This window comes from Paraburkholderia sp. NMBU_R16 (genome assembly GCF_013282575.1).
GTDB lineage: Bacteria > Pseudomonadota > Gammaproteobacteria > Burkholderiales > Burkholderiaceae > Trinickia.
Window position 1 is genome coordinate 1 of the sequence record NZ_JAAAYE010000088.1, and the last position, 12,370, is coordinate 12,370.

Sequence of the window (12,370 nt, forward strand, 5' to 3'; positions counted from 1 at the left end):
CACGGCCGCTTCTTTGAACTCTGCCGTGTACACCTGGTGCGGTACCTTGAACATCTCTTCTTTCCTTCCTTTGGGTCGAGTTTATACGCGACCTGCTGGAAGGCGAAATTTCAGGGGAAGCTCAATTCCGATTCACTGGGGGACCTATTTCCTTGCAATACGGCGTTAACGACGGCATGCAGAAATACTTGAGGTGGCCAGTGCAGGCGCTAGTAACGAGCTAATGTTGTCAGCGCGTCTTCGCATCACACCCGGGCTGGACTTTTGGACGCATCACGCGAGCCGACGACATGGCGGGTCAGTTGGTCCATTTCCTTGATGATGTCCGCAAGCACGGACGGCAAATGGCGCAGGGCTTTTGGCGCACCGCCGCGATGTTTTCATATGATGGTGCCCACGGTAAATACTATGCTTGTAGGCGCTGCGTATGCCGCGTTTGCGCGGACGGCTTGCGGTTGGCGTGAGCGCGCCAGGTCATGTTCGAGGGGATCATTATGGGATCTGCAGCTAAGCTCATTAGCGGTGTCCAGTACGTTCACCGCGCCCTGATTGTTTTCACCGTGCTGACGGTTGCCGCAATCGAGGCTGCCGCAGGCCAAAGTTTCTCCATCAGAGATCTAGGTACTCTCCCCGGTGTCAACTTCAGCCAAGCGTACGGCCTCAACGAGCGCGGCCAAGTGGTCGGCGTTTCGGCCATCGCAGGCGGGCCCACTCGCGCGGTTCTTTTTGAGAATGGGATGGTGACCGACCTGGGCGCGATTTACCCGGATGACCCCTACAGTGTCGCTTTCGGGATCAACAATCGCGGCCAAGTGGTCGGCGACTCGTACAGGCACGCATTTCTGTTTGAGAATGGGGTGATGACTGATCTGGGCACGCTTGGAGGCCTCATCAGCTCAGCTCGCGGGATCAACGAGCGGGGCCAAGTGGTCGGCTACTCGAACCTGGCGGGCCGTGGCGGCGTGGTTCACGCCTTTCTATTCGAAAACGGGGTGATGACCGACCTGGGCGCACCCGGAGGCAACAGCAGTGCCGCTTACGCGATCAACGATCGCGGCCAAGTGGTCGGCTACTTGCGCACCGCGAGCGGCGCCCTCCATGCCTTTTTATATGAAAACGGGATGATGACCGACCTCGGCACGCTTCCAGGTGGCCATGACAGCCAAGCTTTGGGCATCAACAATCGCGGCCAAGTGGTCGGCTACTCGAGCACCGCGAGCGGCGAAGGCCATGCTTTTTTATATGAAAACGGGGTGATGACCGACCTGGGCACGCTTCCCGGTGGCCATAACAGCCAGGCGGTAGGCATCAACGAGCGCGGCCAAGTTGCCGGCTACTCGACCACCGCAAGTGGGTTCCTCCACGCTTTTCTGTTTGAAAAGGGAGCGATGACCGACCTGGGCACGCTCGCCGGTGCCAACAACAGTTTCGCTACCGGGATCAACAATCGCGGCCAAGTTGCGGGGTATTCCTCGGATACCACGGTGCACGCTGTCCTATGGACGCGGTGACGAGGGGAGAGTGGCATCGCGAACGACCGGCCTCTGGACCCCGGTGCGCGTATTGCCATTCTCAGATCCAAACGTCGTTTTCGGCGGTTCTTTCGTTGACCGTATCGCCGGTATTGACGACGCCGCGCGGTTCGATCAGTAGCATTTTCACCTCCGCCTCGGCGAATGGCTTGTGCTCGACCCCCTTCGGAACCACGGCCATTTCGCCAGGACCGAGCTCGATCGAGTGGTCTCGGAAGTCGATGCGCAACCGGCCATCGAGGACGATAAACGTCTCGTCGGTGTCGGCGTGCGTATGCCAGACGAAATCGCCGAGTATCTTCACGACCTTGAATTGATAGTCGTTCATTTCGGCAACGACGCGTGGCTGCCAGTGACCGTCGATCCGACCGATCTTGTCGAGCAGTTTGATTGTCCTGAGTTGGCCGCGTTGCGTGTGCGCCGGCTGCGAATCGGTGTGCATGATGGCTCCGTTTGGGCAATACCAGTCGCGGAGCTTAGCTCGGTTACCGACGAGCGTCTTGAACGATCGTGCAAGCTCGCGCTAGCCCGCGCTCCGAGCGACCATCATCGCAAGCCAACGTGCGGGAGGCATCCCATATGTGTCGCGAAAATGCCGGGTCATATGGCTCTGGTCGGTGAAGCCCGCAGCGGCTGCAGTGTCCACCAGGGAAACACCGCGCAGCATCATCGCGCGTGCGGCGTCGAGCCGACGCATGATCAAGTAGTGATAGGGGCTAGTGCCGTAAAAGGTCCGGAAATCGCGCGACAGGTTCCAGCGATCTTGGCCACTGACTACGGCGAGTTCGTCGAGGGCGATCGCCCGGGTGCAAGAAGCGTCCATGTATTCCCGTGCACGTTTTGCGGCCGCAAAATCCGCGGACTTGCGTAGCCGTCGCGCGCCAGACGCGCTGTCCAGTGCGAGCGCGAGACCGGCGAGCGCGTCGTCGCGTTCGAGCGGTTCCGCATCGCCACGCATCTGGCGCAGCGCTGTCTTCGTCGCTTCGAACAGACGGGGATCGTTCGTGACACCGCCTTCGACGAATGGGAGGGGCTGGCCCCCGAGGACTTCCTGGATCGCGGAGGGCTGGACGTAGATCATCTGATAGCGAAATCCCTCGTCCGTGCCAGCCTGGCCGTCGTGCGCTTCGTCAGGATGCAGGACCATCGTCTGTCCCGGCAGACTGCTGCGCAAGCTGTGTCGATAGTGGAAGCACTGAACGCCGGCGAGCGTCACGCCGATCGCATAGGTATCGTGCCGATGCATCGAGTAAGCGTTGCCATGCAAAAAGGCTTCGATGCGTTCTACTCCGCCGGCAGATTCCGAGCGGGAGATCCAGTCGGATCGGGTTTTCGTGGTATCGCCGTCCATCGCACTCCCGGCTTCGTTTGGCGAATCTGGGGAACATCCGCATCGATCCATTGTATCGGTGCGGATGTTCGTCGCAAACTGGGCGCGATGGGTATTGTGGCTTTGGGGCGCATGCGCCGCCAGTCAGCGAGAGTATGGCGACGGCCGCGATCGCTGCGCCACGACGAGAACCCATGCCGTAGCGCCGCCAGCGCGCTTTACATCTTCACGGTATCGGCCACTTCCTTGAAATCTTCGATCTGGTCGAAGTTCATGTATCGATAGATCTTGTCGCCGTTGGCGTTGAGCACGCCCATGTCGGCCATATACTCGTCCCGGCTCGGAATTCTGCCCAGGCGCGAGCAGATCGCCGCGAGTTCCGCCGAGCCGAGGTACACGTTCGTGTTCTTGCCCAGACGGTTCGGGAAATTGCGGGTCGACGTCGACATGACCGTTGCGCCTTCACGCACCTGCGCCTGATTGCCCATGCACAGCGAGCAGCCCGGCATTTCGGTACGGGCCCCGGCGGTGCCGAAGACGCCGTAATGTCCTTCCTCGGTCAGCTGCTTCTGATCCATCTTGGTCGGCGGGGCGATCCACAACTTGACCGGGATGTCGCGCTTGCCTTCCAGCAGTTTGGAAGCGGCACGGAAATGGCCGATGTTCGTCATGCACGAACCAATGAACACTTCGTCGATCTTGGCGCCGGCCACGTCGGAGAGCGTCTTCACGTCGTCCGGATCGTTTGGGCAGGCCACGATCGGTTCATGAATGTCAGCCAGGTCGATTTCGATGACGGCGGCGTACTCGGCATCCGCATCCGGCGAAAGCAGTTGTGGGTCGGCCAGCCACTGCTCCATCGCCGCGATGCGGCGTTGAAGGCTACGCGGGTCCTGGTAGCCTTCTGCGATCATCCACTTCAGCAGCGTGACGTTGCTGTTGAGGTACTCGATGATCGGATCCTTGTTCAGGTGGACCGTGCAGCCGGCGGCCGAGCGTTCGGCGGACGCATCCGACAACTCGAACGCTTGCTCGACCTTCAGGTCGGGCAGGCCTTCGATTTCGAGGATGCGGCCGGAGAAGATGTTCTTCTTGCCCTGTTTGGCAACCGTCAGCAAGCCTTGCTTGATGGCGTAGAGCGGAATCGCATTGACGAGGTCGCGCAGGGTCACGCCCGGCTGCATCTTCCCTTTGAAGCGGACCAGCACCGATTCCGGCATGTCCAGCGGCATCGTGCCGGTGGCGGCCGCAAAGGCGACCAGGCCCGATCCGGCCGGGAAGCTGATGCCGATCGGGAAGCGCGTGTGCGAGTCGCCGCCGGTGCCTACAGTATCGGGCAGAAGCATACGATTCAGCCACGAGTGGATCACGCCATCGCCCGGGCGCAGGGCGATGCCGCCGCGCGTGCTGATGAAGTTCGGCAACGTCTGATGGGTCTTCACGTCCACCGGCTTCGGGTAGGCCGCGGTATGACAGAACGACTGCATGACGAGATCGGCCGAGAAGCCGAGACACGCGAGGTCCTTGAGTTCGTCGCGAGTCATCGGGCCGGTGGTGTCCTGCGAGCCAACCGAGGTCATCTTCGGTTCGCAATACGTGCCGGGTCGAACACCCTGACCCTCGGGCAAACCGCACGCGCGGCCGACCATCTTCTGCGCGAGCGAGAAGCCTTTGCTGCTGTTTGCCGGCTGCTGCGGCAGGCGGAAAAGTGTCGACGGGGCCAAACCCAGCGCGTCGCGCGCCTTGGCGGTCAGGCCACGGCCGATGATCAGCGGAATGCGGCCGCCGGCACGCACTTCGTCGAACAGCACGTCGGATTTGACCTGAAACTCGGCGATCACTTCGCCGTTCTTCAGAGCCTTGCCTTCGTACGGACGCAGTTCGATCACGTCGCCCATTTCCATCTTCGACACATCGAGTTCGATCGGCAGCGCGCCGGCGTCCTCCATCGTGTTGTAGAAGATCGGGGCGATCTTGCCGCCCAGGCATACGCCGCCGAAGCGCTTGTTCGGGACAAACGGAATGTCCTCACCCGTGAACCACAGCACCGAGTTGGTGGCCGACTTGCGCGAGGAGCCGGTCCCGACCACGTCGCCCACGTAGGCGACCAGATGACCCTTCTCCTTCAGCGACTCGATGAACTTGACCGGACCGCGCTTGCCGTCTTCTTCAGGCGTGATGCCGGGGCGCGCATTCTTGAGCATGGCGAGCGCGTGCATCGGGATGTCCGGGCGCGTGGTGGCATCCGGGGCCGGCGACAGGTCGTCCGTGTTGGTTTCGCCCGTGACTTTGAAGACGGTGACGGTCAGGCTTTGCGGCACTTCCGGCCGGCTGGTGAACCATTCGGCATCGGCCCAGCTTTGCATGACGGCCCGGGCGTTGGCGTTGCCCTTCTCAGCCAGTTCCTTGACGTCGTGGAACTGGTCGAACATCAGCAGCGTTTTTTTCAGCGCGTCGGCGGCGACCGCGCCGACCTGGGCGTCGGACAGCAACTCGATCAGCGGCTGAATGTTATAGCCGCCCAGCATCGTGCCGAGCAATTCGGTGGCGCGCTCGCGCGAGATCAGCGCACAGGCGGTCTGGCCTTTCGCCACGGCAGCCAAAAAGCCTGCCTTCACACGAGCGGCTTCGTCCACGCCGGCGGGCACGCGGTGGGTGATCAGATCGAGCAGGGTCTGCTCTTCGCCGGCCGGCGGATTCGCCAGCAGTTCCACCAGCTCGGCGGTCTGCTGGGCCGTCAGCGGAAGGGGAGGAATACCGAGCGCGGCGCGTGCGGCCACGTGAGCACGAAAATCTTCAAGCATGGGAACCTGCTGATATGGCGTTTCAGGGAGGCTTGTCAGGCAGTCCGGACGATGCCGGACACCGCTTCGGTCGTGATTCTAATCGCGATGCCAAGCAACGTCAAATGTCTTATATCTTATATAAGAGTAGAAAACGGTGGCTCGGAAACGCAGTCAACCTGGCGGAGCCGCCGATCGGACAATTCCCGCGGACTAGTGCCGCAATCTGTCCATGTCAGCGGCGACACGGGGCCGATAGAATCGGTACTTCCATCCGCGGAACCATTTCATCGGGACGACAATGGCATGAGGCTTCCCATCTATCAAATCGATGCGTTCACAAGCGATGTGTTCAGGGGCAACTATGCGGCGGTGGTTCTGCTCGACGCGTGGCTGTCCGCGTCTCTCATGCAGGCAATCGCCACCGAAAACAACTTGTCAGAAACGGCGTTCGTCGTATCGGATGCAAACGGACGATTCCATATCCGCTGGTTTTCGCCGGTGACGGAGATTGCATTCTGCGGACATGCCACGCTTGCTGCCGCCTTCGTGTTATTCGATCGGTTTCCCGAGCGCAGCGATATTGGCTTTTACGCCGACGCTGTCGGCTCGTTCGTCATTCAGCGCGGCGCGGAGGGCATGATCGAGATGGACTTCCCGCAACGCGACGTCGAGGCGGTCGAGGAGATGCCCGAGGAGCTCGTGCGCGGACTTTCGATTCCCCCCAAAGAAGTATTTGTCGGTCAGCAGGCGTTCATTGCGCTTTATGACAGCGAGGCCCAGGTCCGAGCTGTCGTGCCCGATCTTGCCTTGATAGCGCGACTCGCGCCGCGCGATGTTGCTGTCACCGCGCCAGCAGAAAACCACGATTTCGTTTCGCGATATTTCTGGCCGGCAAACGGCGGCGACGAGGACCCCGTGACCGGTTCGATTCACACGGCGCTCGCGCCGTTGTGGGCAAAACGGCTTGGCAAGACGAAACTGCTGGCCTTACAGGCGTCCCGGCGTGGCGGCGTTTTGCATTGCGAACTCGACGCGGACCGAGTTCGCATCTCGGGGCACGCCGTTCGGTATCTTGAAGGCACGATAGAGGTGCCCGACGCGTGATCGAACCAGGCGGAGGCTGACTGCCCTGAATTACGGCAGGCCGTTTGCGCAATGCGTTGCGAACGCCGGGCGGTCGCTCAACCGAGCGAAGTAATCCGAAACGGCCGATAAATGAGGGTGTTCGAAAGGTGTGCCGAACCAGCGGTTGACGGATAGTCCCACCGGAATATCGGCGAGCGAGAATTCCCGTCCGGCGATGAACGCACCTGTGGCAAGCAATTGACCGTCGAGTATGCGCATATGTCTGGTCCAACTATCTATCGACCGCGCAGTGTCGTCTGCGGCTTGATGCGCTGGCGATCGTCGGACCAGAGCAAGAAATGCGTAGCTCCATGATCGATTGAGATCCGTTGCCTGCCAATCGATCCATTGATCGACCCGCGCGCGCCTGATCGGGTCCGCAGGATACAGATGCTCGCCGCCGTAGCGCGAGGCGAGGTAGCGGATGATGGAATTCGATTCCCAGAGAACGAAGTCGCCATCCTTCACGACCGGAACGAGGCCGTGCGGATTCAACGCAAGAAACTCCGGCGCCTGCGTGGACTTGAACCCCGTTCCCCAATCCTCGCCCTCGAACGGCAGATTCAATTCAGCGCAGGTCCACAGCACTTTTCGCACGTTGATGGATGATGCCTTTCCGAGGATCTTGAGCATGCCGGTATCAAAGCTGTTCGGATGTCGCCAAGTCTACGCTTCAACGCTTCACTCGATATGACGCTCAAGGTACGGTTCGATGGCTCGGTGCCATTACACCGATCGGACTGCATGCGCAGATTGGCTCAGCTGAACGTAATGAACTGAGCCGACGACCAGACCTTGCGGTCGCCGCCCTGACGTCCAAAAAAGTACACAGTACGGAAGCCGAACGGGCCGTTCGATTGCGCAGTGCCGATGCTAGCCCGCTAGATCGACGGGCAAAGGCGCATCGGGCGGCAAAGCCAGTGTTGCCTTGCCGGGCGGAGTCAGTCCGGCCGGCGTCGGCATGAGCCACGCTATCGGGAAGAACACGATCCACGCGACAGTTTCGTCGGTCACTGTCATGATTCCCATGCGTTGGCTGGGGCAAAGCCGCTGGCCGTTGGCGGGTCAGACCGACATAGTTCGAATGAAGGGAAGTTTGCCCATCCAATAACTTTTCATATCGATATCAGCTATCGCGCAGGCGCACGATCTCGACCCTCCGATCGTCGCCCAATGCAATCGCGAGCTTCGCCCGATCGAGCTCGCCTTCCCACGCCGATACGACGATCGCCGCTACGCCGTTACCGATGATATTGGTGAGTGCTCTGCACTCCGACATGAAGCGATCGATGCCGAGAATCAATACCATCGCGCTGACGGGAACGGTCGGCACAACCGAGAGGCTCGCAGCGAGCGTAATGAAACCCGCCCCGGCTACGCTCGCCGCACCTTTCGACGTCAGCATCGTGACGAGCAACAGTCCGAGCTCCTGTCCAAACGACAAGTGTATATTGGTCGCTTGCGCGAGAAACAGCACGGCTAGTGTCATATAGATATTGGTGCCGTCCAGGTTGAACGAGTACCCGGTCGGTACGACCAGCCCCACGACGCCGCGCGGACAACCCAGACGTTCGAGCTTTTCCATCAGTTGCGGCAGTGCCGCCTCGGACGTCGACGTGCCGAGCACGATCAATAGTTCGTCGCGGATATGGACCACGAAGCGCCAGAGACTGAACCCGGACAGACGCGCGACGACGCCGAGCACGACAGCCACGAACAGGAACGCCGTGAGATAGAAGGCGCCGATCAGCTTGAGCATCGGCAGCAGCGAGACGATGCCGTAACGGCCTATCGTGAAGGCTATGGCGCCGAACGCGCCGATCGGCGCGAGACTGGTGACCATGCCGACGATGCGAAAAAACGCCTTCGACGATATCTCGATGAACTGCGTGACAGGCGCGGCAGGCGCACCGGTCAGCGTCAACGCCGTGCCGAACAGCATTGCGATAAGCAGCACGGGAAGTATGTCGCCGTGAACCAAAGCGCCGAGGAACGTTTCCGGGATGACATGCGCGATGAAGCCCGCCAAGCCGTCGCCATGGGCCGCTTGCGCCGCATAGCTCGACACGGCGCGCGCATCGAGTGTCGACGGATCGACATTGAATCCTGCGCCGGGTGCGAGTACATGCGCGGCAAACAAGCCGATTGCGAGCGCCAGGGTGGAGGCCAACTCGAAATAGAGTAGTGCTTTGCCTCCGACGCGGCCGACCCGCTTCATGTCTTGCATGCCCGCAATACCGGTGACGACCGTGCAAAAGATCACGGGCCCGATGATCATCCGCACGAGCTTGATGAATAAATCGCCCAGCGGCTTGAGCGCAACGGCGGCTTGCGGCGCGAAATGGCCTAGCAGCACGCCTGCGATAATGGCTGCCAGCACTTGAACATAGAGAATTCGATATAACGGTTTGCGTTTCATGTGTCTCCTCCTTTTGCGAGGGCAAAGAGATGCCTTTCCCTTCTTCGAGCGGAAGGGAATCGACTTGGTTTGAGCCGGTGGTCTGTTGCGGCGCGGTGGCGATGCCGTTACATCACGCGGGCCCAGGGATGTCGAACGAAGTGCGACCGTTCGAACGCTTCGATGGCCGCGATCGAGTCGAGCGTCAGATCCACGGTATCCATCCCCTCGATGACCATGCGTTTATGGCGCGCACCGATCGGATATGCATACCGTTCGCCCGATGAAGACGTCACCGTCTGCTGCTCGAGATCGATCGACAGCGACGCGTTCGGCGACGCGATCGCCGAACGCGTCAGCGTATCGATTGCGTCGCGCTCGAGTTGGACGAGCAGCAGACGATTATTCATTGCGTTCGAATAGAAAATCTCCGCGAAGCTCGGCGCAATGACTGCCTGAAAACCGTATTGCTGCAAACCCCAAACCGCGTGCTCGCGGCTCGATCCGCAGCCGAAGTTCGCGCCGCCGATCAGGATGCGCGCACCCGCGTAACGGCGCTGATTGAGTACGCAGTCGCTGCGAGGCGAGCCGTGCTCGTCGAAGCGCAGGTCGTACAGCAGGCCGTCGTCGAGACCGGCTTTATCGATGACGCGCAGAAATTGCTTCGGCATGATCTGGTCGGTATCGAGATTGTCGATGGGCAAAGGGACGGCGCCGCCCTGGATTTTTGTGAGTCGCGTCATGATGGGGTTGCCTCGAGCGTGCGGACATCGGTGATGCGGCCGGTGATCGCGGCGGCGGCCGCCATCGCGGGACTCATCAGGTGCGTTCGGCCGCCGCGTCCCTGTCGGCCTTCGAAGTTTCGGTTGGTGGTGGATGCGCAGCGCTGCCCCGCGCCGAGTACGTCATCGTTCATCGCGAGGCACATCGAACACCCCGGCTCGCGCCATTCGAAACCCGCATCGATCAACGTCTTTGCGATGCCTTCGCGTTCAGCCGCGCGCCGCACGCTGCCCGAGCCCGGTACGACCATGGCGCGCACCCCGGTCGCGACACGTTTGCCCCGCACGATCGCAGCTACCGTGCGTAAGTCTTCGATGCGCCCATTGGTGCACGAGCCGACGAACACACGGTCGATGGGCGTGCCGGCAATCGGTCGATTGGCCGCGAGCCCCATGTATTCGAGCGCACGGCGCAGCGACGCCGCGGCTTCGGGGGTGGGTTGAGCGGCTTCGTCGGGAATCGGCTGATCGATGGCGACTGCCTGATCCGGACTCGTCCCCCAGGTGACGAACGGCGCGACGTGCCGGGCCTCGAAGCGGTGCTCCGCATCGAATTGTGCGCTGGTGTCGGAATAGAGCTCGCGCCAGTCTTCAAGAGCCTCTTGCCATGCGTCGTCGTCGAGTGATGGCGCGTGGGCGCGTAGATATTCGAAAGTGGTCGCGTCCGGCGCGATCAGCGCAGCCCGCGCGCCCGCTTCGACGGTCATGTTGCACAAGGTCATGCGCGCCTCCGCGGAAAGCGCGCCGATCGTCGAGCCGGCGAATTCGACGGCATAGCCGCGCGCGCCTTGCGCGCCGATCCGGCTGATGATCGAAAGGATCATGTCCTTGGACGACGTGCCATATGGGAGGGCGCCATCGATCGTGATTCGCATCGTGCGTGCAAGCCGGTACACAAGGGTTTGCGTTGCGAGCACATGTTCCACTTCGGAGGTGCCGATGCCGAAGCCCAACGCGCCGAGTGCGCCATAGGTAGTGGTATGGCTGTCGCCACACAACACGACCATACCCGGACGAATCAGTCCCAGTTCCGGCGCGACGATATGCTCGATGCCTTGCAGAGGATCGTTCGCGGCAAAGAGCCGGATGCCGGCTCGTTCGCAATTGCGCGCCAAATTGCTCGCCTGCAGCAGCGACGCTGCATCGCGAATGATGCGCGGCGACTCCGCATGAGTCGGAATGATATGGCTCACGACGGCGAGCTGTTGTCGCGGACGGCGCACGGCACGCTCGCGCGCATCGAGCGCGCTGAATGCTTGCGGACTGGTGTACTCGTTCATCAGATGCAAGTCGACGTACAGCAGCACGTTGTGTTCGTCGATGTGCAGCACTGTGTGCGAATCGACGAGCTTTTCGTAAAGGGTTCGGGCGGACATGGCGTCACTCGCAGAGAAAGGGCAGCACGCGTTCGAGCAACTGCTGCGGTGCTTCTTCGGGGATGTAGTGGCCGCAAGGCAGCGCTTCGCCCTGCACTTGCGGTGCATACGCCCGCCATTCGGCGAGCGGATCGAAGCACTGTTCGATGACGCCGTGTGCACCCCACAGGGCCAGGAACGGGCAGTCGATCCGCTGCGCCGAAGCGAGCGTCGCCCGGTCATGTTCGAGGTCGACGGTGAGGCTCGCGCGATAGTCCTCGCAGATACCGTGTGCGGTATCGGGATCCGAGAGACAACGCAGATACTCGGCATAGGCCTGCGCCGTGAAGGGTGCGAGGCCGGCGCTGCGCGCGCCGATGGTCTGCTTCAGATACAGATCGGGGTCCGCGCGGATCAGCGTCTCAGGGAACGGCGCGGGGCGCACGAGCATGAACCAGTGCCAATAGGCGCGCGCGAAGTCGAACGAAGTCTGCTGATACATGGCGAGCGTCGGCGCGACATCGAGCGTCACGAGACGTGCGACTGCATCCGGGCAATCGAGCGCCATGCGCGCGGCGACGCGCCCGCCGCGATCGTGGCCGATCACCGCGAACGTCTCGTGGCCGAGGCCCCGCATCAGTTCGATCTGATCCAGCGCCATGCGGCGCTTCGCATAGTTCCCGTGATCGGGTGCGGCGGGCGGCTTGCCGCTGTCGCCGTAGCCGCGCAAATCCGCGGCGATCACCGTGAAATGCTGCGCGAGAACGGGGGCGACCCTGTGCCAGATGACGTGTGTCTGTGGGTGCCCGTGTAGAAGAAGCAGCGCTGGCCCGCGCCCGCCTTGAATTGCGTGAATGCGGATGCCGTCCACTGTCGCCGATACGTTTCTGAAGCCTTCGAACATGTTGTCTCCCGATCTTGATTCGAGTCTAATTGAGCCTCTTTTGAATTCCGAGTGGGTGATGTTAGCGGGTCAAGGGCGGGCGTAAGCCCGGCGCAGCGAACCCTTGAGGCGCTCTGAATCGACAAGCTGAGGTATGGCTGGTTGCGGCAGAATGCGGC

Annotated in this window: 11 protein-coding genes; 2 read left to right on the forward strand and 9 right to left on the reverse strand. The window is 61.4% G+C overall.

Going from position 1 to position 12,370, the window contains the following annotated elements; all coding sequences use genetic code 11:
• The first annotated feature begins 476 nt into the window (after positions 1 to 476).
• Positions 477 to 1,511 carry a DUF3466 family protein gene (locus GWC77_RS25575; protein WP_254367177.1) on the forward strand — a complete coding sequence of 345 codons (1,035 nt, stop codon included), beginning with the start codon at positions 477 to 479 and terminating at the stop codon, positions 1,509 to 1,511.
• A 61-nt stretch (positions 1,512 to 1,572) separates the two neighbouring features.
• Here the strand turns inward: GWC77_RS25575 and GWC77_RS25580 are convergent, their stop codons facing one another.
• The 3 genes from GWC77_RS25580 to acnB all read right to left on the reverse strand — a co-directional run bounded on the left by GWC77_RS25580 (position 1,573) and on the right by acnB (position 5,666).
• Positions 1,573 to 1,974: a cupin domain-containing protein gene (locus GWC77_RS25580; protein ID WP_173261566.1), complete on the reverse strand. Its 402-nt coding sequence runs from the start codon at positions 1,972 to 1,974 to the stop codon at positions 1,573 to 1,575.
• A gap of 81 nt (positions 1,975 to 2,055) precedes the next feature.
• Positions 2,056 to 2,883: an AraC family transcriptional regulator gene (locus tag GWC77_RS25585; RefSeq protein WP_173261568.1), complete on the reverse strand. Its 828-nt coding sequence runs from the start codon at positions 2,881 to 2,883 to the stop codon at positions 2,056 to 2,058.
• A gap of 197 nt (positions 2,884 to 3,080) precedes the next feature.
• Positions 3,081 to 5,666, reverse strand: coding sequence for a bifunctional aconitate hydratase 2/2-methylisocitrate dehydratase (acnB, locus tag GWC77_RS25590; protein WP_173261570.1), 2,586 nt, complete (start codon positions 5,664 to 5,666; stop codon positions 3,081 to 3,083).
• 285 nt (positions 5,667 to 5,951) lie between these two features.
• Between acnB and GWC77_RS25595 the strand changes: the two genes are divergently transcribed.
• The gene (locus GWC77_RS25595) at positions 5,952 to 6,752 is read left to right on the forward strand and encodes a PhzF family phenazine biosynthesis protein (RefSeq protein ID WP_173261573.1); all 801 of its coding nucleotides are present in this window, start codon (positions 5,952 to 5,954) and stop codon (positions 6,750 to 6,752) included.
• 30 nt (positions 6,753 to 6,782) lie between these two features.
• On the opposite strand, the gene GWC77_RS25600 is transcribed toward GWC77_RS25595, so the two are convergent.
• The 6 genes from GWC77_RS25600 to GWC77_RS25625 form a co-directional block, all read right to left on the reverse strand.
• Complete coding sequence (locus tag GWC77_RS25600; RefSeq protein ID WP_173261576.1) at positions 6,783 to 7,406, reverse strand: glutathione S-transferase family protein; 624 nt, start codon at positions 7,404 to 7,406, stop codon at positions 6,783 to 6,785.
• Between the two features lie 240 nt (positions 7,407 to 7,646).
• A complete protein-coding gene (locus tag GWC77_RS25605) occupies positions 7,647 to 7,793 on the reverse strand; it encodes a hypothetical protein (RefSeq protein WP_173261578.1) in 147 nt (48 codons plus the stop codon).
• A gap of 106 nt (positions 7,794 to 7,899) precedes the next feature.
• On the reverse strand, positions 7,900 to 9,192 hold the full coding sequence (locus GWC77_RS25610) for a dicarboxylate/amino acid:cation symporter (protein ID WP_173261581.1): 1,293 nt from the start codon (positions 9,190 to 9,192) through the stop codon (positions 7,900 to 7,902).
• A gap of 107 nt (positions 9,193 to 9,299) precedes the next feature.
• Entirely contained in the window at positions 9,300 to 9,914 is a 615-nt protein-coding gene (gene leuD, locus GWC77_RS25615) for a 3-isopropylmalate dehydratase small subunit (protein WP_173261584.1), read from the reverse strand.
• The gene (leuC, locus tag GWC77_RS25620; protein ID WP_173261587.1) at positions 9,911 to 11,329 is read right to left on the reverse strand and encodes a 3-isopropylmalate dehydratase large subunit; all 1,419 of its coding nucleotides are present in this window, start codon (positions 11,327 to 11,329) and stop codon (positions 9,911 to 9,913) included. The genes leuD and leuC overlap by 4 nt, the downstream gene beginning before the upstream one ends.
• 4 nt (positions 11,330 to 11,333) lie before the next feature.
• Positions 11,334 to 12,212, reverse strand: a complete 879-nt coding sequence (locus GWC77_RS25625) for an alpha/beta fold hydrolase (protein WP_173261590.1) — start codon at positions 12,210 to 12,212, stop codon at positions 11,334 to 11,336.
• Positions 12,213 to 12,370 lie beyond the last annotated feature (158 nt).